The organism is Actinomycetospora sp. 2LY8.5 (genome assembly GCF_057180585.1).
Genome location: NZ_JBXUHE010000042.1, coordinates 17,992 through 39,366 on the forward strand (window position 1 = coordinate 17,992; position 21,375 = coordinate 39,366).

Below are 21,375 nucleotides of genomic sequence, written 5' to 3' on the forward strand. Positions count from 1 at the left end.
GCTCGCCCATGACCTCCACGCTCCAGGCGCCCCCCGGCGACGCCGGCCCGCCGCCGTCGCGCCCGAGCCGTGTGCGGCAGGCGCTCGCGCTGGCCCGCAACACGTGGCGCGGGCTGACCAGCATGCGCACGGCGCTGATCCTGCTGTTCCTGCTCGCGGTCGCCTCGCTGCCCGGCGCGCTGCTGCCCCAGCGCACCCCCAGCCCCAACGCCGTCGACGACTACCTGACCCAGAACCCCACCGTCGGCCCGTTCTTCGACGACCTCGGGCTCTTCGACGTGTTCGCGACCCCATGGTTCGCCGCGATCTACCTGCTGCTGTTCATCTCGCTCATCGGCTGCCTGGTGCCGCGGTCGTTCGAGCACGTGCGCGGCCTGCGCGCCGAGCCCGTGTCGGTGCCGCGCAACCTCGCCCGCCTGCCCCACCACGCGCAGAGTACGTCCGACGACGACCCGGACACCGTCGTCGAGTCGGCGCGGCGGCGCCTGCGCGGTTGGAAGGTCGCGGTGCGCTCCGAGCCGGGCGGGGTGCGCACCCTCTCGGCGGAGAAGGGCGCGCTGCGCGAGGTCGGCAACCTCGTCTTCCACCTCAGCCTCGTCGCGCTGCTCGGCGGGATCGCCGCCGGCAAGCTGTTCGGCTACGAGGGCCAGGTCATCGTCATGGCCGACGGCAGCGAGTTCTGCAACTCCGGCATCTACGCCTACGACTCGTTCCGCCCCGGCCTGCAGGTCGACGGCACGGGCCTCGACCCGTTCTGCATGATCGTCGACGACTTCCGCGCCACGTTCCGCCCCGACGGACAGCCCGACTCGTTCGACGCGAACGTCCGCTACCAGGACACCGCCGCGGTCGAACGCGGTGACGAGGCCTGGCAGTCGCACGACCTCGCCGTCAACGACCCCTTGCGCGTGGACGGCGAGCGGGTCTACCTGCTCGGGCACGGCTACGCCCCGCGGTTCACGGTGACGTTCCCGAACGGCGAGCAGCGCGTCGGGCTGATCCAGTGGCGCCCCGTCGACCAGGCCACGCTGCTCTCCGAGGGCGCCACCAAGATCGACCCGCCCGGCATCACCGACGAGTCCGAGCGCCGGCGCTCCCAGCTCGCGATCACCGGGCTGTTCGCCCCCACGTCGTCGGGCGGCGGGCTCGTCACGTCGACGTTCCCCGCACTGAACGACCCGGAGGCCGCCGTCGACGTGATGCGCGGCGACCTGGGCCTCGACTCCGGCCGCGCCCAGTCGATCTTCGAGATCGACCAGCGCATGGTCGAGCAGGGCCGGCTGGTCCGCGTGGCCCGCGAGAACGTCGAGCCGGGCGGCGAGATCGCCCTCGACGACGGCACGCGCATCCGCTTCGACGGTGTCGAGAACTGGGTGTCGCTGCAGGTGTCCCACGACCCCGCGCAGGCCTCGGTGCTCGTCGCGGCGATCGCCCTGCTCGGGGGCCTGACGCTCTCGCTGACGGTGCGGCGCCGACGGTTCTGGGTGCGCGCGGCCCCCGCGCAGCCGTCTACGACAGGAGGTCGTACGGTGGTGAGCCTCGGTGGGCTCGCCCGGACCGACCGGGCGGGCTACGGCGAGGAGTTCGGGCGGATCGCCGCGGAGCTGGCCCCGCCCCACCCCGACGCGGGGGAGAGGGGTCGGGAACGCCCGGACCCGGACGTGCCGGCGGAACCTCCCGCCGACACCGACGAGCAGGACCGGGAGACGGAGCAATCGGGGGAGCCCGCCGACAGGGGAGCTCGACCCGACGAGGACGAACGGAAGGACGACGATGGTCGTTGACGCAGAGCTGGGCCAGTTCGGCGACCTGCTGTTCAACTCCGCGCTCGCGGTCTACGTGTTCGCCATGATCATGCATGCCGTCGAGCACGCGCTGCTGCGGCGGACGGGCTCGGAGGAGGAGGAGAGCGAGGCCCGCGTCCCGGTGGCCGCCGGGAGCGCTCGGGCCGAGGAGGCCGGCCTCTCGGGCGAGGGCGCGGTGGTGGCCGCCGATCGCGACGCCCGGGACGCCGGGGGCGCGGGCACGCCGACCCGCCCCCCGCGGACCAGAGCCGAACGCTTCGGCCGGACCGGGGTGTCGCTCACCGTCCTCGGCGCCGGCCTGCACCTCGCGATGCTCGTGGTCCGCGGGTTCGCCGCCCAGCGCGTGCCGTGGGGCAACATGTACGAGTTCACCGCGGCGATCTGCCTGGTCGCGGTGGTGGCCTGGCTCGTGGTGCTCCGCCGCCGGCCCGAGCTGCGCCGTCTCGGCGCGTTCGTGCTGCTGCCGGTGGTCATCCTGATGTTCCTCGCCGGCACGGTGCTCTACACGCAGACCGCGCCGGTGGTGCCCGCGCTGCGCTCCTACTGGCTCGCCATCCACGTCTCCGCGGCCGTCGTCGCCTCGGGCATCCTGCTGCTCGCCGGCGTGGCGAGCGTGCTCTACCTGCTGCGCCGGGCGCACGAGAACGATCCCGCGACGATGGCCTGGACCGCGCGGCTGCCCTCGGCCGACGTCCTCGACCGCGTCGCCTACCGCGCCACCGCCATCGCGTTCCCGATCTGGACGTTCGCGGTGATCACCGGCGCGGTCTGGGCCGAGGCGGCGTGGGGCCGGTACTGGGGCTGGGACCCGAAGGAGACCACGGCGTTCATCGCCTGGATCGTCTACGCCTGCTACCTGCACGCCCGCTCGACCGCCGGCTGGCGCGGCCCGCGCGCGGCGACCATCAACGTCATCGGCTTCGCGGTCATGGTGTTCAACCTGTTCTTCATCAACCTCGTCGTCACCGGGCTGCACTCGTACGCCGGCGTCGGGTGACCCTGTCGACGGGAGACGAGGCGCAGCGGAGCTCGACCGATCGATCTTGTCCCAGTGGTTCGTGCAGGATCTCCCGACGGGATACGGTGCGTCGCGCGCACGCGACGAGGGAGGACCGTGGGGATGGATTCCAGGGACGACACCGGCGCCGAGCGCGAGGCGGGAGACGCAGCGCCGCGGAGCTCGACCCTGCAGGGCGGTCAGCCGCGTGACGCCGCCTCCGGTACGTCCGAGTCGTCGGAAGCCGTCGCGGGAACGGCCGAGCCGGCCCCGCCGACGGGCGCCACCGAGTCGTCCGGCGCGGGATCCGTCGGCAGCCCACCGGACTCCCCGGACACCACCCGCCGCGTCGACACCGCCGAGGCCGCCCGCGGTGATGCGGCCCAGCCACGGCACGCGGGCTTCGACCCGCGCGTGGGCGCCGCCCCGACGGGCCGGGTCGCGGGCCCGCCCGGGGGCACGGCGCCGCCCGACCGCGCGCCCGTCTCGGGCCGCTTCACCACGCCGGGTCGCGGGGCGGGCGTCCCCCCGACCGGCCCCAACGGCCCCGCCAGCTACGACCTGTCGTCCGCCCAGCTCCTACGGCCGAGCAAGCGTCCGCCGCAGACGGGCTGGCGGCGCGCACTCTTCGTCGGTTCCGGCGGCCTGATCAATCCGGGTGAGAGCCTCGGCGACGCCGCCCGCCGCGAGTTGATCGCACGGGTCAACCAGCCGCTCCACGGCTGCTACAAGATCGCGATGCTGAGCCTCAAGGGCGGGGTCGGCAAGACGACGATGACCACCACGCTCGGCTCGACGTTCGCGTCCCTGCGCGGCGACCGCGTCATCGCGGTGGACGCCAACCCGGACCGCGGGACGCTCAGCCAGAAGATCCCGCTCGAGACCACGGCCACCGTGCGCCACCTGCTGCGCGACGCCAACCGCGTACGGCGCTACTCCGACGTGCGCGCGTACACCTCGCAGGGCCCGTCACGCCTGGAGATCCTCGCGAGCGAGCAGGACCCGGCGGTGTCCGAGGCGTTCAGCGAGGTCGACTACCGGCGCACGGTCACGCTGCTCGAGCACTTCTACAACGTCGTGCTCACCGATTGCGGCACCGGCCTCATGCACTCGGCGATGAAGGGCGTCCTCGACGTCGCGGACTCGCTGCTGATCGTGTCGTCGGCGTCGATCGACGGGGCCCGCAGCGCGTCGGCGACGCTCGACTGGCTCGACGCGCACGGCTACCGCGATCTCGTGTCGCGGTCGGTGGCCGTCATCAACTACGTCCGCCGCAGCTCGGGCAACGTCGACCTCGACCGCGTCTCCGACCACTTCGCGGCCCGCTGCCGCGCCGTGGTGCGCCTGCCGTTCGACCCGCACCTCGAGGAGGGCGCGGAGATCGAGCTGGACAAGCTGGCGTCACGCACCCGCGCGGCGCTGCTCGAGCTCGCCGCCACGGTGGCCGACGACTTCGGGCGCGCCGGGTCGCGTGTGCGCCGACCGGTCCTGCCCCGCTGACGGGCGCCCAGGAGAGCGGGAGTCCTACGCGGAGGGAGGGTCCTCGCGCTGGATCTTCTCGTCGAGCGAGCGGAGGAACTCCGGGTCGTCATCCGGGGCCACGGGACGGCGGGGGCGCCGCGGAGCCTGCTGGCGGGTGGGGCCCGTGGGAGCGTCCTCGACCATGCCACCGGGACCGCCGTCGTGGCCGGCCTGCGCCGCCTGGGCGGCCATCACCTTCCACAGCAACGTCCCCACGACGACCAGGACCAGCACGGCCACGAGGAACGGGATCACTCGGACGCCTCCAGCATCTCGACGTCTCCGGCTCGCGGGAGATCCGCGGACCGGGCATCGTCCAGGCTACCGGTCGGAACGACAGTCCGCGTGGCGTGCGGCAGGTGGCCGTCGCGTGACGGTCGGGTGCCCGGGACGAGCGGGAGATGTCGTCACGAGGGGCGCCGGAGATCTTCCCGGACGGCGTCGTGCGCGGCGCCCGGGGAACCGTCGGTGACCGGCGGCCTCACGACCGCCGGTCACCCGGCATCGACCAGTGGTGGTGCTAGTGGTGCGCCTCGCTGGTGAGGCCGTCGAGCAGCGTGCGGACCTCGGACTCGCGGAAGCGGCGGTGCCCGCCCGGGGTGCGGATGGAGCCGATGCGGCCGGCGGACGCCCAGCGGGTCACGGTCTTGGGGTCGACACGGAACATCGCGGCGACCTCGCCCGGGGTCATGAGCCGCTCGCTGGCCTCGTGAGTGATGGTCATGTCACTCCACCTTCCCTATCCCTCACACTCCTGGCCCGCACCGTGCGCGGCGGCCGAGTGGCCCCCGGGCGGGCGGAGCGGACGTAACGCAGCGAATCGTGACACCGGACCCCGTACGTACTCGAACGCTTGTATCCAGGTAAAGGGACCATAAAGGGCGAACAGGACGTTGTCGGCGTCCGGCACGACCTCGCGTGGGCGGGCGGGACGATGCCTACCCTGGGGGCGTGACCTCCCAGGAATCCGGGTCCACCGAGGCCGTGCGCAGCAGCGACACCACCGACCGCACCACCGACCGCACCACCGACCGCACCACCACGGAGCCTGCGCCCGCCGCCGGGACCCCCGGCAGCGTGGCCCTCGCCGTCGTCCTCTACGTCGGCGCGCGGCTGCTCGTCGTCGCCGTGATCGCGGGCGTCCTCGTGGGCGTCGGTCTCCCCCTGCTCGTGGCGTTGCTCATCGCGATCGTCGTGGCCCTGCCGCTCTCGCTCGTGCTCTTCCGCGGCCTGCGCACGCGCCTGAACGCCGAGGTCGAGGCCGCGACGGCGTCCCGCCGCGAACGTCGCGAGCGGCTGCGGGCGGAACTGCGCGGTGACGTCGAGACGGACGGCGGCTCCGCCACGTCGTAAAGGGCTCGCCATCTGCGGCGCGCCGGTGCTCGCGCCGGCGACCTACGTCAGCGCCAGGCCCAGCGCCGTCGCCGCCGACCACACGAGCAGGCCCAGGGCCGTGTCGCGCAGCACCGGGATCAGTTGCGGACCCGTCGATCCGGCCAGCACCCGGCGGAGGCCGGGGCCCAGCAGGATGAGCGCGAGCAGGCCGGCGAGCGCGCCCCAGGCGCGCAGGCTCAGCACGAGCGTCATGCCGAGCGGCACCACGACGAGGGCGGCGTAGAGCACGCGGGTGTCGCGGTCGCCGAGGACGACGGCGAGCGTCCGCTTGCCGGTGTCGAGGTCGGACGGGATGTCGCGCAGGTTGTTGGCCACGAGCACCGCGCACGTGAGCAGCCCGACACCGACCGCGGCGCCGATGCCGAGCCCGCTCGCGCGACCCGTCTGGGTGAACTCGGTGCCGAGCACGGCCACCGGGCCGAAGAACACGAAGACCGCGACCTCGCCGAGCCCGCGGTAGCCGTAGGGGCGCGACCCGCCGGTGTAGAACCAGGCGCCCAGCAGGCACACCGCCCCGACGATGATCAGCCACCAGTGCCCGCTGTAGAGCGCGAGCGCGATCCCCGCGACGGCTCCGAGCCCGAGGCAGAAGAACGCCGCCCGGCGCACCTTGTACGGCTGCGCGGCCCCCGAGCCGACGAGGCGCAGCGGGCCGACGCGGTCGTCGTCGGTGCCGCGCACGCCGTCGGAGTAGTCGTTGGCGTAGTTCACGCCGATGACCAGCGACACCGAGACGACCAGCGCGAGCACCGCTGCCACCGGATCGAACCCGACGACGCCCGCGGCCGCCCCGGAACCCGCGAGCACCGGCGCGATCGCCGTGGGCAACGTGCGGGGCCGGGCTCCCTCCACCCATTGCGCGACGGTCGCCACGGACGGCGAGCCTAGCGGCGTCCGCTATGCGCAGGGAGGCACGGGCGGCGCGCCCTGGATCCACGCCGCCGGGACGTAGCGGTCGGGGCGGGTGCGCAGCCACAGGTTGCTCGTGCCCTGGCTGCCCGCCACGGCGCTGCCGGCGACCTGGCACTGGACCTCGACCTGGGCGCCGTCGCCGACCACGCCGCCGTCCGCGGCCGCCGCGTCCGCGCCGGTCCGCTCGACGACCGGCCCGGCGCCCCCCGTGACGGCGCGGCCGAGGGCGGCCGAGCGGGCGGTCCAGAGGTAGTCGACGGTGACGAAAGCGTTCTCGTTCAGCCCGAGGCCGTAGAACGTCCCGTCGGCGAGGTCGATGCCGGCCGGGTTCTTGACCTGGCGCCCGAACCCGTCGCGCCCGCCGTTGTGCTTGTTCTCGTAGGCGGCCTGCGCCTGCGGGCGGCCCTGCGGCAGGTCCTTCCACTGCTCGCGCTCGTCCGGCGGGTTCCAGTAGTCGTCCTTGGTGTTCCACGGTCCGACGTCCCACACCGGGACCGTGGCGCAGCGTCCGCCGTCGGTGCAGACGCGCACGCTGTAGTCCCCGCTGCCTTTCGGTGAGAGCGCGCGCCGCGAGGGCAGGGCGGCGAACTGGTCGTTGGCGACGATCTTGTGTCCGTTGGCCGTGGTGCCGCCGACGAGCCCCTCGCGGGTGGCGAAGACCCGGTGGCTGGCGCGCGGGGCGATCGTGCGCGCGTCGGTCGGCACCTGGTCGGCGCGGACCTCGAGGCTGCGCACCACCGGGCCCGTCCCGCCGGGCGGGGCGATCAGCGCGAGGCGCGCGGCCACCGTGCGCGTGGGCTCGGGGAGGATCGCCGGCGCGCCGGGGGCGGCCGGGACCCACTCGGTCCACTGCCCGTCCGGCCCCTGACCACGGACGTCGACGGTGACCTGCGTCCCGGGCGGGACGTCGCCCGTGACGGGCGCCTCGACCCGGTTCACGGGCGTCGCGAACTGGTGGGCGCCGAGGTCGAGCAGGCCCTGGCGCTCGGCGCCCCGCAGCGCCGCCGGCCCGGTCTCCGTGCCGTCGCGGGCGGTGCTCAGCCGCGCGGTGCCCTCGGTGATCTCGACGCCGGTCGTCGTGCCGGCCAGCGGCGGGGCCCAGCGCTGGGGGCCGTCCTGGTCCGCGGGGACGCGGTCGTCGCGCGGCACCGGCTCCGAGGTCCCGGACGCGCCGGGGCCGGGCGGTGGCGGGGGCTCGGCCGCCGCGAGGGGCGCGGTCACGGTGAGGGTCAGGGCGGTCGTCAGGACGCCGGCGGCCACGACGAGTCCCGTCCGTCGTCTCCGCGGCGCTCCGACGGCCCGGCCCGCAGAGGCGGCGGTTCGGGTCTGATCGATGCGCACGCCTCATGGAACGGCGCGAACGGCCTCGTGGATGACAGGGCGCGCGCGAGATTCACTCGATGGTTCGTCATCCGGTCGAGCGATTTGCCACCCGTTCGGCGCGGCGGCTCGACGTCGGGGCGTGCGTGGTGCAGACGTACGAGACCCCCGGGGCTCCTGTGGGTGATCCCCGGGGGTCCAGTGGCGCGGAGGGGTCAGAGGCCGCGGCGGAGTCGCAGCGCGACCACCGCGACCCAGACCATGGCCGCGATCGCGCCGATCGCGAGGGTCAGCGTCCCGGCGGCGCCGCCGATCATCGCCCAGCCCCAGCCGACCGCGAGCGCCAGGCCCGCGGTCCGCGACACGACGGCGAGGTCGCGGCGACCGCCGCGGGTGAAGTGGCGGCCGAGCACGAAGCAGGCTGCGATCAGGGTGGTGAACGAGAGTGTGCCCGCGACCATGTGGCCGAGGGCGTGCCAGGACATCGTCGTCACGCCGGTCGGCGCGCCGACGGGGAAGCCGTTGCCCGGGTCCATGACGAGGATCCCCGCGGCCGCGAGCCCGGCGCCGGCGGCCGCGACGAGGCGGGGCGCCCACACTCCACCCGGCGTGCCGCGCAGGGCGGTCCGCAGACCACCGGCCCCGGCGAGCACCAGCAGGCCCGCGACGACGAAGTTGGTGATCTGCAGCCAACCCTGGTCGCCGGTGGCCAGCTGGCTCAGCGGGTGGCGCAGGATGTCGAACCCCTCACGGGTGGCCGCCTGCGCGATCGACACGACGCTCCATCCGACGAGGCCGAGAGCCACGGCGGCGAGCCGGCGCCGGGTGCGGTCGTGGGTGGTGGTCGCGGAAGCGGTGATCGTGGTCATCTCGGGTGCCTCCTCGGCGGGATGGTCGAACTCTCGCCAGGACGTCGTCCGAGCTGATACGACAGGGAACGCGTATCGTTCCCTGTCGCATCGAGCCGATCGACGTGGAGCCGGAAGCACCAACCACGACGTTCGAGGAGATCGAGATGCGCTACCTGATGACCACCGGGCAGAACAGCCGGCAGCCCGACGAGGCCCTCTTCGCCGAGATGGGCGCGTTCGTCGAGGAGATGACGGCCGCCGGCATCCTCATCGCGACCGGGGGCCTCGAGCCCGGCGGCGTGAAGATGACCTCGCACGGCGACGAGATCACCGTGACCGACGGGCCCTTCGCCGAGGCGAAGGAGGAGATCCTCGGCTTCGCGCTCGTCGAGGTGTCCTCGCACGAGGAGGCCCTCGAGGTGTCGCGCCGCTTCCGCCGGATCGTCGGTGACGGCGCGAGCATCCTGCACCGGGTGATGGGCCCGTGACCTCCCCGCGTGAGGGCGGCGGGGTCGACCTGCACGCGCGGGTCGACGCGGTCTGGAAGCTCGAGTCCGCGAAGATCGTCGCCGCCCTCACGCGGACGGTCCACGACGTGGGCCTGGCCGAGGAGCTCGCGCAGGACGCGCTGGTCTCGGCCCTGGAGCAGTGGCCGACCGCCGGCGTGCCCGACAACCCCGGCGCCTGGCTGACCTCGGTCGCCAAGCGCCGCGCCGTCGACCACCTGCGCCGTGCCGAACGGGCCGAGCGTGCCCACGAGGCGCTGGCACACGAGGAGACCGAGGAGGACGAACCGGACGCGGACGGGGACGCCGACGGGGACGTCCTGCGCCTGATGTTCCTCTCGTGCCACCCGGTGCTGCCGACCGAGGGGCGCCTCGCGCTGACCCTGCGGCTGCTCGGAGGGCTGTCCGCCGAGGAGACCGCGCGGGCGTTCCTCGTCGACGAGGCCACGATCGCCCGCCGGGTCGCCGACGCCAAGCGCGCCCTCGCCGAGGAGGGCGCCGAGCTCACGATGCCCGGCCGTGACGAGCTGGCCGGGCGCCTGTCGTCGGTGCTCGAGGTGGTCTACCTCGTGTTCAACGAGGGCTACGCCGCGACCTCGGGGCACGACCTGCTGCGCCCCGACCTCACCGGCCAGGCGCTGCGCCTCGGCCACCGCCTCGCCGCGCTCGCCCCGACCGAGCCCGAGGTGCACGGACTGCTCGCGCTGATGGAGTTGCAGGCCTCGCGCACCGCGGCGCGTACCGGACCGTCGGGCGAGCCGATCCCGCTGCACGAGCAGGACCGCGGCCGCTGGGACCCGGTCCACGTGCGCCGCGGGTTCACCGCGATGCTGCGAGTCCGGGATCTGGGCGGACGCGACCTCGGAGGCGTCGCCGGCCCGTACGTCCTGCAGGCCGCCATCGCCGCCTGCCACGCCCAGGCGCGACGTCCGGAGGACACCGACTGGGCCGCGATCGCCGCGCTCTACGACCGCCTGGCCGCCGTGGCGCCCACCCCCGTCGTCGCCCTGAACCGGGCCGTGGCGGTGGCGCGCGCCCGCGGCCCGGCCGAGGGGCTCGCGCTGGTCGAGGAGCTGAGGGACGACCCCCGGCTGCGCGACTACCACCTGGTGCCCGGCGTGCGGGCCGACCTGCTCGTCCGGCTCGGCCGCGACGAGGAGGCGCGCCGGGAGTACGCCCGCGCGGCGGCCCTCACGCGCAACGCCGCCGAGCGCGCCTACCTCGACGCGCGGGCCGCCGATCTGGAGCCCGCGAGCACGAGCCCGTCGCTCGAGGACCTCACCGAGGAGTTCCTGGCCGGCCTCGCCGCCCCCGCCCGCCGGGCCTACGGGCAGACGATGCGACGGCTGGTGCGCGGGCTCGGTGGCACGACCCCGCTCGCCGCGCTCACCGCCGCCGACGTCGCCCGAGTGCTCACGGCCTCCTGGGGCGCGGTCGCGCCCGCCACGTGGAACCGCCATCGCGCCGCCGCCCGGTCGTTCGCGGCGTGGTGTGAGCGGCCCGAGCTCGCCGCCGACCTCGCCCGCCGCGCCGCGACCGCGCCCCCCCCCCTGCCCCCCGCCCTGCCCCTCGCCCCGGACCGGGTCGCGGCGCTGTGCGACGACCCCACCGTCCCCGTGCGCGAGCGCGCGCTCTGGTCGTTGCTGCACGAGTCGGGGGCGCCGGTGCGCGCGGCGCTGGCGCTCGACGTCACCGACCTCGACCGCGACGACCGCAGCACCCACGACCGAGCGGTCACCTGGCGATCGCGCACCGCCCGCCTGCTGGACGAGTTGCTCGCCGGGCGTACCCGCGGGCCGGTGTTCCTCGCCGACCGCCGCCCCGGGCCCGCTCGTACCCCGGCGGCCGCCGACCGCTGCCCGGACACCGGGCGTACGCGGCTGTCCTACGAGCGCGCCGAGTACCTCTGCAAGCACACCGCCCGGGTCACCCTGGGTCGCTTGCGCTGATCAAGCCTCGGCGACGACCCGCTCGCCGGTGCCGGCGGGTCGCTTGCCGCCGAGCACGAGGGCGAACAGGAGCGCGACCGCGCTGAGCCCCGCGGTGAGCCCGGTGGTGAGCAGCGCCGAGCACCGCAGACGGGTGGCGCAGCGAGGTGGCGGCCATTCCGACCACTCGTTCGGTGGTGTAGCTGTCACGGTGGGTGTCGATGACCGGATTGCGCGCCACGTCGGGCTCGGGCGCGGGGCGATCAGGGGCCGGGATCACCCCCCGCCGGCGGGTGCCGGGGTCCCGTCGCCCCTACCGTGGAGTGCGTGTTCCCCTCGACCGCGCAGGCCCACGTCGTCGTCGACGAGTGGGTGCGGGCCGGGGTGACCGACGCGGTCGCGAGCCCCGGTTCCCGCAACGCCCCGCTGCTCGTCGCTCTCGACGCCGCCGACCGCGACGGCCGTCTGCGCCTGCACGTGCGCATCGACGAACGCGGCGCGGGCTTCCTCGCGGTGGGCCTCGGCACGGTCACCGGGCGGGTCGTCCCCGTGGTCGTGACCTCCGGGACGGCCGTCGCGAACCTGCACCCGGCGGTCCTCGAGGCCTCGCGGGCGGGGGTCGGGATGCTCGTGGTGAGCGCCGACCGTCCCGTCGAGCTCGTCGACAGCGGGGCGAACCAGACCATCGACCAGGCGGGTCTGTTCGGCGAGGCCGCGCGGGCCTCGATCGTCATGCCGCTCGCCGAGGACCGGCACGGCGCCGCGCGCACCTGGCGAGCGGTGGTGGCGCGGGCGCTGGACCGCGCGGCCGGCACGAGCGGCGGCGACCCGGGCCCGGTCCAGCTCAACGTCCCGCTGCGCGAGCCGCTGCTCGACCCCGCCGACCCCGTGGACCAGGCCCCCGGCGAGCCCGACCCGGCGCTCGCGGGCCGCCCCGACGCGGCGCCGTGGACGCGCACGATCGCCGCGCCGCCGACGTCCGTGCTCGCCCCCCTGCCGCTGCGCGCCGGTGCGCGCACGCTCGTCGTCGCCGGGTTCGGCGGCGACACGGTGCCCGCCGGGACGCGCCTGCCCGAGGGGGTGCCGGTGCTCGCCGAGCCCACGTCGCCGCTGTGGTCGGACCCTCTCGGTGGCCGCACGCTGCACGCCGGCACGTGGGTGCTGCCCGTCGCGCTCGACGGCCTGCGCGACGACCTGCGCCCCGAGCAGGTCGTCGTCCTGGGCCGCCCGACCCTGCACCGCTCGGTGTCCCGGCTCCTCGCCGACCCGGCGGTCGAGGTGCTCGCGGTCCCCGCGGTCGCTCCGACCGGCGGGCGGCCCCGCCCGGGCTGGACCGACGTCGCGGGCGCGGTCTCCGCGGTCGGTGGGCTGCCCGACCCGGACGACTGGAAGCCCGACCTCACCTTCGCCCGCGCGTGGGCGGAGGCGTCCGAACGTGCCGCGGGCGCCCTCGAGCTCGCGGATGGCGCCACGCTCGCCGCCGCGACCGTCGCCGCGCTCCCGCCGGGCGCGCACCTCGTGGTCGGCTCGTCCGCCCCGATCCGCGACGTCGCCCTGGCCGCCACCCCGCGCGCCGACGTCAACCTGCACTCGGCGCGCGGCGTCTCCGGGATCGACGGCGGCGTCTCGCTCGCGGCCGGGGTCGCGCTCGGGCACCGCGGTCCGACCTACGCGCTGCTCGGCGACCTGACGTTCCTGCACGACACCAACGGCCTGCTCGTCGGGCCCGACGAGCCGCAGGGCGAGCTCACCGTCGTGGTCGCCAACGACGACGGCGGCGGCATCTTCACCACCCTCGAGCAGGGCGCCCCGCGCTACGCCGCGGCGTTCGAGCGCGTGTTCGGCACCCCGCACGGCACCGACCTCGCCTCGCTCTGCGCCGCCCACCACGTCCCCCACCGCCGCGCCACGCCCGACGAGCTCCCCGACGCCCTGGCGCCGACGGGCCGGCCGGGCACCCGAGTGGTCGAGGTGGAGATCGACCGGACCACCCGCCGCGCGGCGGGGGAGCAGACCGCGGCGGCGGTGCGCGAGGTGCTCGGCGCCGGGGAGTGACACCGACCGTGTGACTCTCGCCGTGACCCCCGCCGTGACCCCCGCCGTGTGATCTCGTGGTGAGCCCGCGGAGTGACCCTGTCGGCTCCGCACGCGGTCACCACGGGGGATCAGGAAGGATGGCGCCGCCTCGGGGGCGACCGGGGCGGCGCAGACGAGACAGGTCGACGAAGGGAGCGCGGCGGGCGTGCTGGTGCTGGTGGTGGCGCACGCGGTGGCGGCGCTGTCCGCGCCCGCACTGGTGCGGGCTCTCGACCGCCGGGCGTTCGCCGTCCTCGCGCTCGTGCCCGCGGCGGCCTTCGCGTGGATCCTCGTGCAGCTGCCCGACGTCCTCACCGGGCAGGTGCCCACCGAGGTCGTCCCGTGGATCCCCGCCCTCGGCGTCGACATCGCCCTGCGCCTCGACGCGCTCGCCGCCACGGTGTCGCTGCTGGTCACCGGCGTCGGCGCCCTGGTCCTGCTCTACTGCACCCGATACTTCGGCGCGGGGACGCGGGGGCTCGGGCGGTTCGCCGGGGTGCTCACGGCGTTCGCCGGCGCGATGCTCGCGCTCGTCTGGTCCGACGACGTGTTCGTGCTCTACGTGTGCTGGGAGCTCACGACCGTCTTCTCGTTCCTGCTCGTCGGCCACGACGCCCACAAGCGGGCGAGCCGTGCCGCGGCGGTGCAGGCGCTCGTGGTCACCGCCGCGGGCGGGCTGACGATGCTCGTCGGGCTCGTGATCCTCTCCCAGGCGGCCGCCACCTCGCGCCTGTCGGACCTCGTCACGTACTTCGCCGGCGGCGCGCCGACGTCGGCAGCGGTCACCGCGGGCGTGGTGTGCGTGCTGGTCGGTGCGGTCACCAAGTCCGCGCTCGTCCCGTTCCACTTCTGGCTGCCCTCGGCGATGGCGGCGCCGACGCCGGTCAGCGCCTACCTGCACGCCGCGGCGATGGTGAAGGCCGGCGTCTACCTCGTCATGCGCCTCGCGCCGGGGCTCGCCGACGTCGAGCCGTGGCGCCCGCTCGTCGCCGCCCTCGCGGTGACGACGATGCTGCTCGGCGGGATCCAGGCGCTGCGTCAGCACGACCTCAAGCTGCTGCTCGCGCACGGCACCGTCTCCCAGCTCGGCTTCATGGTGCTCCTGGCCGGGGCCGGCACGCGCGACGCCGCCCTGGCCGCCGCGGGTCTGGTCGTCGGGCACGCGATGTTCAAGGCCTGCCTGTTCCTCGTCGTCGGCGTGATCGACCGCCGCGCCGGCACCCGCGACCTGCGTGAGCTGTCGGGGCTCGGTCGCCGCGCGCCCGTGCTGGCCACGGCCGGCATCCTCGGGGCCGCGTCGATGGCGGGGCTCCCGCCGCTGCTGGGGTTCGTGACCAAGGAGGGCGCGTTCGAGGCTTTCCTGCACGACGCCTACGGACCGGCGGCGGTACCACTGCTGGCGCTCGTGGTGCTCGGGTCGGTGCTGACCGTCGCCTACAGCACGCGGTTCGTCTGGGGCGCGTTCTGGCGCAAGCCGGGCGTCGACGCGATCACCTGGCAGCACCCGGGCCCGCTGTTCGCCGCCTCCCCGGTGGTGCTGGGATTCGGCGGCCTCGTGGCGGGCCTCGGCGTCACCGCCGTCGCCCCGCCGCTCGTCGCCTACGCCGACACGCTGCCGGTGAGCTATCCCGTGCTGCTCGAGCTCGCGGTGATCCCCTCGATCGGCATGGCTCTCGGCCTGTCCGTGCTGGCCGTGGTGCTCGGCTTCGTGGTGGGGCTGCCCCGGGTCAGCTCCCGCCTCACGGCCGTCCACCCGCTGGCGCCGATGCGCGCCGAGATCACCTGGCGCGGCGTCGTCCACGCCCTGGAGAACACCTCGCTGCGGGTCACGGCGCGTACTCAGCGCGGCTCGCTGCCCTGGATCCTGACGACGGTCTTCGCGGTGCTCGTCCTGGGCCCGGGGCTCGCGCTGCTCCTGGCCGCCGACCTCGGCGAGGTACGTGTCGACCGTCTCGTCGACTCGCCGTTCCAGCTGCTCGCCGCGATCGTCGGGGCGGCGTGCGCGATCACCGCCACCAGGGTGCGGCGCCGGCTCGGCGCGGTGCTCGTGGTCGGCGGGCTCGGCTACGCGATCGCCCTGATCTTCGCGCTGGCCGGGGCACCCGACGTCGCGCTGACCCAGGCCCTGGTCGAGACGGCCACGCTCGTCGTCGTCGTGCTCGTGCTGCGCACGCTGCCGCGTGACATCGCCGACCGGAACACCGGACGCCAGCGGGTGCGTCGCCTGCTGGTGGCGGTGCCGGTCGGCCTCCTGATGGTGGGGCTGGGCGCCGTGGCGCTCGCCGCGCGCGGTGCCCCGCCGGTGTCGGCCGCCTACCCCGCGCAGGCCTACGACTTCGGCGGGGGCCAGAACGTCGTCAACGTGACGCTGGTCGACATCCGTGCCTGGGACACGATGGGCGAGCTCTCGGTCATCGTCGCCGCGGCCACGGGCGTCGCGAGCCTGGTCTTCGTGTCCCGCCGCTCCGGGGCGCCGCCCCGCTCGGAGCCGCAGCCGGCGGTGAGCCCGTCGACACGGGCCGGTGGCTGGCTGCGCTCGGCGCGACGCGGCGACGGCGACCGCGTGCTGCTCCTCGAGGTGATCACCCGCCTCGTGTTCCCGACGATGATGGTCGTCTCGCTGTACTTCCTGTTCGCCGGTCACAACGCCCCCGGCGGCGGGTTCGCGGGCGGCCTGGTCGCGGGCCTGGCGCTCGTCGTGCGGTACGTGGCGGGCGGGCGCTACGAGCTCGGGGAGGCGGTGCCCGTCGACGCGGGCCTGCTGCTCGGGCTCGGCCTGTTGTGCGCGGGCGGCACCGGGCTGGGGCCGTTGCTGCTCGGCGGCGAGGTGCTCCAGACCGCCGTCCTCGAGGCCGACGTCCCGGTGCTCGGCCACGTCAAGTTCGTGACGTCCCTGATCTTCGACGTCGGCGTCTACCTCATCGTCGTCGGGCTCGTGCTCGACGTCCTGCGCAGCCTCGGCGCCGAGCTCGACCGGCGCCGGACCGCCGCCCTGCGACGCGAGGAGGTCCCGTCGTGACCTCGCCCATCGTCCTGCTCGGGCTCGTCGGGGTGCTCTACACCGCGGGCGTCTACCTCATCCTCGAGCGCAGCCTGACCCGCGTGCTGCTGGGCATCCTCGTGCTCGGCAACGCCACCAACGTGCTCGTCGTCGTGGCCGGCGGCCGCGCGGGCACCCCGCCCCTGGTCGGCCGCTTCCCCGAGGAGTCGATGAGCGACGCGCTCGTGCAGGCGCTCGTGCTGACCGCCATCGTCATCACGCTCGGCGTGACCGCGTTCCTGCTCTCGCTCATCCACCGCGCCTGGACCCTCGACCGCGAGGACGACCTCACCGAGGACGTCGAGGACCGCTCCGTGCGCCGCCGCCTCGCCCGCGGGGAGCAGGAGGACGAGGAGGAGCTCGACACCACGGGGTGCGAGAACACCTCCGACACCGACCCCGACGACACCGAGTCGGCGCCGGACCCGGCGCCGGCCGCCGCCGGGAGCGGGCCGGGGCACGGGGAGGTTCCGCGGTGAACCCCGGCTCCAGCCTGCTCGCGACCCTCATCCCGCTGCCGGCGCTGCTGCCGCTGCTCGGCGCGGGTCTCACGCTGGTGCTCTCGCGCCGGCCGACCCTGCAGCGCGCGGTCAGCGTCGCGGTCCTCGCCGCCGTGGTGGTCATCGCCGCGTTCCTGCTGGTGGCGGCCGTGCAGTCCGGTCCGATCGTCGCGACGGTCGGCTCGTGGCCGGTGCCGCTGGGTATCACGCTGGTCGTCGACCCGCTGTCGGCTCTGATGCTGCTGACCTCGATGTCGGTGACGCTCGCGGTCCTCGTCTACGCGATCGGCCAGGGCGTGTACGACCGCGACGAGGCCACCCCGATCACGATCTTCCACCCGACCTATCTCGTGCTCGCCGCGGGCGTCGCCAACGCCTTCCTGTCCGGGGACCTGTTCAACCTCTACGTGGGGTTCGAGGTCCTGCTGATGGCGAGCTACGTGCTGCTGACCCTGGGCGGCAGCCGGTCCCGGGTGCGCGCGGGCGTGGTCTACATGGTCGTCAACGTGGTGTCGTCGCTGATCTTCCTGGTCGGCATCGCGCTCGTGTACGCCGCGGTGGGGACGCTGAACCTCGCGCAGATCTCGACACGCATGGAGCAGGTGCCTCCCGGCACGGCGCTCGCGATCCACCTCGTGCTGCTCACCGCGTTCGGGATCAAGGCGGCGATGTTCCCGCTGTCGGCCTGGCTGCCCGACAGCTATCCCACGGCCGCGGCTCCGGTGACCGCGGTGTTCGCCGGCCTGCTCACCAAGGTCGGTGTCTACTCGATCATCCGGACCGAGACGCTGCTCTTCCCCGGTTCCGACGTGACGCACACGATCCTCCTCGTCGCCGCGGGGCTGACGATGCTCGTGGGCGCGCTGGGGGCGATCGCGCAGGCCGACATCAAACGTGTCCTGTCGTTCACGCTGGTCAGCCACATCGGCTACATGATCTTCGGAGTGGCCCTCGCGACCCCGATGGGCGTCGGTGGCGCCGTGTTCTACGTCGTCCACCACATCACCGTGCAGGCCACGCTGTTCTGCGTCGTCGGGCTGATCGAGGGCGTCGGCGGGTCGACGTCGGTCACGCGGCTCGGCGGCCTCATGCGCGCGTCCCCCCTGCTCGCGATCCTGTGGTTCGTGCCCGCGGTCAACCTCGGCGGTATCCCGCCGCTGTCGGGCTTCGTCGGCAAGCTGGGGCTCGTGCAGGCCGGCGTCGCCGACGGGTCCGCGCTGGCCTGGACCCTGGTCGTGGTCTCGGTACTGACGAGCCTGCTCACGCTCTACGCCGTCACCAAGGTCTGGGTGCTGGCGTTCTGGCGCCCGGCCGACCAGATCCCCGCGCCCGCGGAGTCGGACCGTGACGTCGAGGACGAGGACGAGGAGTCCCTGGACGATCCCGAGGAGGAGTACGACGAGAACGCGACACCCTCGACCGTGCCCGCCGGCCGCGGCCTGGCCGGCGTGCAGGCGCCGCGCTCGGGAACCCTCACCGGCGTGCGGCCGGGCACGGCGCGGGGGATCGCGCGCCATGACGCCAACACCGGCGCGGAGGTCGACTGGCCGGTGGCCCGGCTCGCCCCCGCCGACGGCGCCCCCGTGCTCACGGGCCGGTTCCTCGGCAACCCGAACGACCACGTCTCCTCCCGCCTGCCGCGGGTCATGGCCGGCGCGACCGGCGCCCTCGTCGCGCTCGGGCTGGCCCTGACGTTCGTCGCGGGACCGCTGTACGCCGTCGCCGACCAGGCCGCCGACGACCTGGTCGCCCGCACCCCCTACGTCCAGGCCGTCTTCGCTCAGACCGTCGACGACCGGGTCGCACGATGAGCGGCCCCGACGGCGCGCCGCGCCCGACCCCGCCCGACACCGCCGGCCTGGTGCGCCGGGCCGTGCCCGTCGCGTGGCTCGTGCTGGTGTGGGTCCTGCTGTGGGGCACGTTCTCGTGGGCGAACGTGCTGGGCGGGCTCGTGGTGGCCCTCGTCGTGCTCACCGTGTTCCCGTTGCCACCCGCCCCCGGGCGCGGGTGGCTGCGCCCCGGGGCGGCACTGCGCACGATCGGCCGCTTCGTCGCCGACATCGTCGTCTCGAGCGTGCAGGTGGCGTGGCAGTCGCTGGAGGCGTTGCGTCCCGGCCGGCCGATCCGCAGCTCCGTGGTCGCGGTGCAGCTCGCGTCGTCCTCGGAGTTCGTCATGGCGATGGTCGTCGAGATGCTCTCGCTGGTGCCCGGCAGCGTGGTGATCGAGGCCCGACCGCAGGAGCACACCATCTACGCGCACGTGCTCGGGGCCGGCGACGCGGAGTCGGTCGCGGCGTTCCGCGCGCAGGTCGCTCGGCTCGAGGCGGACGTCGTGGCGGCCCTCGGACGCCCGGTCGCGCCTGCCACCGCCGGGGAGGAGACGTCGTGACCGGCCTGCCCGCCCTGTTCGACGCCGTCCTCGTCGTCTCCCTCGTGCTGCTCGGGCTCTCCGCGGTGCTCGTGGTCGTGCGCCTGCTGCGGGGGCCCTCCGGGCTCGACCGGCTCATCGCGCTCGACGTCCTCGTCGCCGAGTTCCTCTGCGGGCTGGTGGCCTACGCCGCGCTCACCGGCAACTCCGCCCTGGTGCCCGTGGTGGTGGCGATCAGCCTGGTCGGCTTCCTCGGGTCCACCACGGTCGCGCGGTTCGTGCGGCGGGGGACCGACCGGTGACCCCCGACGGCCAGGACGGCCTGTCGGTGGCCCTCGACGCCGTCGGGACGGTGTCGATCGTCCTCGGGGTGCTGCTGACCCTCGTCGCGTCGATCGGCCTGCTGTCGCTGCCCGACGTCCTCAGCCGGATGCACGCGGCCACGAAGCCCCAGGTCGTCGGCCTGCTGCTGGTGGTGATCGGCGGCGCGCTGCATCTGCGCGACAGCGTCGACGTCTGGATGCTCGTGCTCGTCGGGGCGTTCCAGCTCGTCACGGCGCCGGTGACCGCGCACGTGGTGGGCCGGCTCGCCCACCGCGGCGACGGGGTGCGTCGCGACCTGCTCTACGTCGACGAGCTCGACGACACCCCCGACGACGCCGACCCCGGCCCGGACCGCCCCGAGCCCGACGTCGAGGACGCGGACGCCCCGGCGCCCGGCGGGCCCAGGGAGGGACGGTGAGCCGCCTCCCTAGAATCGGCCCGGTGACCTGGTTGCGCGAGCTCGTGCGGCGGGGCCGCGCGCGGATCGCTCCGTTCCTCGCCGAGGGTGTCGACCTGATCCGCCCGGCCGGCCGACGGGCGCCGGAGATCGTGGTCGTCGTCGGCGTCGTGATCAGCGTGCTGCTCGCCCTCGTGCTCGTCGGCGCCGCTCGCAACGACGCCTCCATCGACGCCGCGCAGGGCCGGGCCGTCGCCGAGGTGCTCGAGGGCGGGTCGCGGCCCCACGTCTACGTCCGCTTCACCACGGTGGAGGGCGCGGTGCTCACCCCCGAGAAGGGCGTGTTCTACCCGCGCGGGCTCGAGCCGGGCCAGCTCGTCGAGGTCGAGTACGACCGCACCGACCCCGAGCTCGTCCGCGTCGCCGGGCGCACCTGGACCGAGGGCCTCGTGCCCGTGCTGCTCGGACTGGTCGTGCTGTGGGCCCTCGTGGGTCCGTCGGCGTGGGCGCTCGCGCGGGCGCGTCGACGGCGCCGCGAGGCCGCCGCGGCCGTGACGCGGTGGCAGAACGACGTCTCCGGCTCCGGCTCCGGCTCCGGCTCCGGCTCCGACGAGAGCGAGGACGGCGAGCCGGAGATGGCCGGGGCGGGGAAGCGGTGAGCCGGGCGGACCTCGACCGCGATCCGTCCGCGGTGGCGCGCATGTTCGACGGGGTCGCGGCGCGCTACGACCTCACCAACACCGTGCTGTCGTTCGCGCAGGACGTCCGGTGGCGCCGCGCCACCCGCGCCGCGCTCGCCGTCGGGCCCGGCGACACGGTGCTCGACGTCGCGGCGGGCACCGGGGTGTCGACGGTCGAGCTCGCCCGCACCGGCGCGCGCTGCCTGGCCACCGACTTCTCGCTCGGCATGCTGCGCACCGGCCGCGCGCGCCAAGCCGTCCGGGAGACGAAACGGAGTGGATCCCGACCCTCGAACGAGGCCCTCCCCTTCGTCGCCGCGGACGCGCTGGCCCTGCCGCTGCCCGACGCCGCGGTCGACGCCGTCGTCATCTCCTTCGGCCTGCGCAACACCGTCGACCCCGACGCCGCCCTCGCCGAGTTCGCCCGCGTCACCCGCCCCGGCGGCACGCTCGCGGTCTGCGAGTTCTCGCGGCCGACCTGGGGTCCGTTCCGCCGGCTGTACACCGACTACCTCATGCGCGCGCTGCCCCGCGTCGCGACGGCGGTGAGCTCGAACCCCGACGCCTACGTCTACCTCGCGGAATCCATCCGAGCCTGGCCCGACCAGGCCGCCCTCGCCCAGCGGATCGCCGCCGCCGGCTGGCGTTCCGTGGCCTGGCGCGACCTCTCCGGCGGCATCGTCGCCCTCCACACCGCGACCAAGCCCTCGTAGGCCCGTACCAGCGATGCGGCATCGCTGGCGTCTCACTCCAGG

The 21,375-nt window shown here is 74.9% G+C and carries 21 protein-coding genes; 15 read left to right on the plus strand and 6 right to left on the minus strand.

Annotation, left to right across the window (positions count from 1 at the left end; translation table 11 throughout):
* Window positions 1-8 precede the first annotated feature (8 nt).
* From resB to AC2A1K_RS29770, 3 genes are all read left to right on the plus strand, one after another.
* Window positions 9-1,784, plus strand: a complete 1,776-nt coding sequence (resB, locus tag AC2A1K_RS29760) for a cytochrome c biogenesis protein ResB (protein WP_483899962.1) — start codon at window positions 9-11, stop codon at window positions 1,782-1,784.
* Window positions 1,774-2,802 (plus strand): c-type cytochrome biogenesis protein CcsB, encoded by a 1,029-nt coding sequence (gene ccsB, locus AC2A1K_RS29765; protein WP_483899963.1) that lies wholly within the window; start codon window positions 1,774-1,776, stop codon window positions 2,800-2,802. The genes resB and ccsB overlap by 11 nt, the downstream gene beginning before the upstream one ends.
* A gap of 123 nt (window positions 2,803-2,925) precedes the next feature.
* On the plus strand, window positions 2,926-4,302 hold the full coding sequence (locus AC2A1K_RS29770; protein WP_483899964.1) for a MinD/ParA family ATP-binding protein: 1,377 nt from the start codon (window positions 2,926-2,928) through the stop codon (window positions 4,300-4,302).
* Between the two features lie 24 nt (window positions 4,303-4,326).
* Here AC2A1K_RS29770 and AC2A1K_RS29775 read toward each other — a convergent pair whose 3' ends face one another.
* Together AC2A1K_RS29775 and AC2A1K_RS29780 are read right to left on the minus strand one after the other, a co-directional pair.
* On the minus strand, window positions 4,327-4,578 hold the full coding sequence (locus AC2A1K_RS29775) for a hypothetical protein (RefSeq protein ID WP_483899965.1): 252 nt from the start codon (window positions 4,576-4,578) through the stop codon (window positions 4,327-4,329).
* 265 nt (window positions 4,579-4,843) lie between these two features.
* The gene (locus AC2A1K_RS29780) at window positions 4,844-5,047 is read right to left on the minus strand and encodes a BldC family transcriptional regulator (protein WP_483899966.1); all 204 of its coding nucleotides are present in this window, start codon (window positions 5,045-5,047) and stop codon (window positions 4,844-4,846) included.
* Window positions 5,048-5,274: 227 nt separating this feature from the next.
* Here AC2A1K_RS29780 and AC2A1K_RS29785 point away from each other — a divergent pair, with 227 nt between their 5' ends.
* Window positions 5,275-5,676, plus strand: coding sequence for a DUF4229 domain-containing protein (locus AC2A1K_RS29785; protein WP_483899967.1), 402 nt, complete (start codon window positions 5,275-5,277; stop codon window positions 5,674-5,676).
* A gap of 42 nt (window positions 5,677-5,718) precedes the next feature.
* Here AC2A1K_RS29785 and AC2A1K_RS29790 read toward each other — a convergent pair whose 3' ends face one another.
* The 3 genes from AC2A1K_RS29790 to AC2A1K_RS29800 all read right to left on the minus strand — a co-directional run bounded on the left by AC2A1K_RS29790 (window position 5,719) and on the right by AC2A1K_RS29800 (window position 8,819).
* Entirely contained in the window at window positions 5,719-6,591 is an 873-nt protein-coding gene (locus AC2A1K_RS29790; protein WP_483899968.1) for a 1,4-dihydroxy-2-naphthoate polyprenyltransferase, read from the minus strand.
* 24 nt (window positions 6,592-6,615) lie between these two features.
* Window positions 6,616-7,890: a hypothetical protein gene (locus tag AC2A1K_RS29795; RefSeq protein ID WP_483899969.1), complete on the minus strand. Its 1,275-nt coding sequence runs from the start codon at window positions 7,888-7,890 to the stop codon at window positions 6,616-6,618.
* 275 nt (window positions 7,891-8,165) lie between these two features.
* Window positions 8,166-8,819, minus strand: coding sequence for a DUF998 domain-containing protein (locus AC2A1K_RS29800; RefSeq protein WP_483899970.1), 654 nt, complete (start codon window positions 8,817-8,819; stop codon window positions 8,166-8,168).
* 146 nt (window positions 8,820-8,965) lie between these two features.
* On the opposite strand from AC2A1K_RS29800, the gene AC2A1K_RS29805 reads away from it, so the two are divergent.
* Window positions 8,966-9,289, plus strand: a complete 324-nt coding sequence (locus AC2A1K_RS29805; protein ID WP_483899971.1) for a YciI family protein — start codon at window positions 8,966-8,968, stop codon at window positions 9,287-9,289.
* Window positions 9,286-11,256 (plus strand): sigma-70 family RNA polymerase sigma factor, encoded by a 1,971-nt coding sequence (locus AC2A1K_RS29810; protein WP_483899972.1) that lies wholly within the window; start codon window positions 9,286-9,288, stop codon window positions 11,254-11,256. The genes AC2A1K_RS29805 and AC2A1K_RS29810 overlap by 4 nt, the downstream gene beginning before the upstream one ends.
* On the opposite strand, the gene AC2A1K_RS29815 is transcribed toward AC2A1K_RS29810, so the two are convergent.
* A complete protein-coding gene (locus AC2A1K_RS29815; RefSeq protein ID WP_483899973.1) occupies window positions 11,257-11,445 on the minus strand; it encodes a hypothetical protein in 189 nt (62 codons plus the stop codon). It abuts the gene before it with no gap.
* A 117-nt stretch (window positions 11,446-11,562) separates the two neighbouring features.
* Here AC2A1K_RS29815 and menD point away from each other — a divergent pair, with 117 nt between their 5' ends.
* The 9 genes from menD to AC2A1K_RS29860 all read left to right on the plus strand — a co-directional run bounded on the left by menD (window position 11,563) and on the right by AC2A1K_RS29860 (window position 21,333).
* Entirely contained in the window at window positions 11,563-13,290 is a 1,728-nt protein-coding gene (menD, locus tag AC2A1K_RS29820; RefSeq protein ID WP_483899974.1) for a 2-succinyl-5-enolpyruvyl-6-hydroxy-3-cyclohexene-1-carboxylic-acid synthase, read from the plus strand.
* A 187-nt stretch (window positions 13,291-13,477) separates the two neighbouring features.
* Window positions 13,478-16,330, plus strand: coding sequence for a Na+/H+ antiporter subunit A (locus AC2A1K_RS29825; RefSeq protein ID WP_483899975.1), 2,853 nt, complete (start codon window positions 13,478-13,480; stop codon window positions 16,328-16,330).
* Window positions 16,327-16,830 carry a Na(+)/H(+) antiporter subunit C gene (locus AC2A1K_RS29830; protein WP_483899976.1) on the plus strand — a complete coding sequence of 168 codons (504 nt, stop codon included), beginning with the start codon at window positions 16,327-16,329 and terminating at the stop codon, window positions 16,828-16,830. Before AC2A1K_RS29825 ends, AC2A1K_RS29830 begins: the two co-directional genes overlap by 4 nt.
* Window positions 16,827-18,662 carry a Na+/H+ antiporter subunit D gene (locus tag AC2A1K_RS29835; protein WP_483899977.1) on the plus strand — a complete coding sequence of 612 codons (1,836 nt, stop codon included), beginning with the start codon at window positions 16,827-16,829 and terminating at the stop codon, window positions 18,660-18,662. The genes AC2A1K_RS29830 and AC2A1K_RS29835 overlap by 4 nt, the downstream gene beginning before the upstream one ends.
* Window positions 18,659-19,240: a Na+/H+ antiporter subunit E gene (locus tag AC2A1K_RS29840; RefSeq protein WP_483899978.1), complete on the plus strand. Its 582-nt coding sequence runs from the start codon at window positions 18,659-18,661 to the stop codon at window positions 19,238-19,240. The genes AC2A1K_RS29835 and AC2A1K_RS29840 overlap by 4 nt, the downstream gene beginning before the upstream one ends.
* Window positions 19,237-19,521, plus strand: coding sequence for a monovalent cation/H+ antiporter complex subunit F (locus AC2A1K_RS29845; RefSeq protein ID WP_483899979.1), 285 nt, complete (start codon window positions 19,237-19,239; stop codon window positions 19,519-19,521). The genes AC2A1K_RS29840 and AC2A1K_RS29845 overlap by 4 nt, the downstream gene beginning before the upstream one ends.
* On the plus strand, window positions 19,518-19,961 hold the full coding sequence (mnhG, locus tag AC2A1K_RS29850; RefSeq protein ID WP_483899980.1) for a monovalent cation/H(+) antiporter subunit G: 444 nt from the start codon (window positions 19,518-19,520) through the stop codon (window positions 19,959-19,961). The genes AC2A1K_RS29845 and mnhG overlap by 4 nt, the downstream gene beginning before the upstream one ends.
* A 23-nt stretch (window positions 19,962-19,984) precedes the next feature.
* Entirely contained in the window at window positions 19,985-20,599 is a 615-nt protein-coding gene (locus AC2A1K_RS29855) for a DUF3592 domain-containing protein (RefSeq protein WP_483899981.1), read from the plus strand.
* Complete coding sequence (locus AC2A1K_RS29860; protein WP_483899982.1) at window positions 20,596-21,333, plus strand: demethylmenaquinone methyltransferase; 738 nt, start codon at window positions 20,596-20,598, stop codon at window positions 21,331-21,333. Before AC2A1K_RS29855 ends, AC2A1K_RS29860 begins: the two co-directional genes overlap by 4 nt.
* Window positions 21,334-21,375: the final 42 nt, after the last annotated feature.

Excerpts from the sequence above, each read along its gene's own strand:
- resB (WP_483899962.1), top strand. The coding sequence starts at position 9 with ATGACCTCCACGCTCCAGGCGCCCCCCGGCGACGCCGGCCCGCCGCCG.
- ccsB (WP_483899963.1), top strand. The coding sequence starts at position 1,774 with ATGGTCGTTGACGCAGAGCTGGGCCAGTTCGGCGACCTGCTGTTCAAC.
- AC2A1K_RS29770 (WP_483899964.1), top strand. The coding sequence starts at position 2,926 with ATGGATTCCAGGGACGACACCGGCGCCGAGCGCGAGGCGGGAGACGCA.
- AC2A1K_RS29780 (WP_483899966.1), bottom strand. The coding sequence starts at position 5,047 with ATGACCATCACTCACGAGGCCAGCGAGCGGCTCATGACCCCGGGCGAG.
- AC2A1K_RS29800 (WP_483899970.1), bottom strand. The coding sequence starts at position 8,819 with ATGACCACGATCACCGCTTCCGCGACCACCACCCACGACCGCACCCGG.
- AC2A1K_RS29805 (WP_483899971.1), top strand. The coding sequence starts at position 8,966 with ATGCGCTACCTGATGACCACCGGGCAGAACAGCCGGCAGCCCGACGAG.
- AC2A1K_RS29840 (WP_483899978.1), top strand. The coding sequence starts at position 18,659 with ATGAGCGGCCCCGACGGCGCGCCGCGCCCGACCCCGCCCGACACCGCC.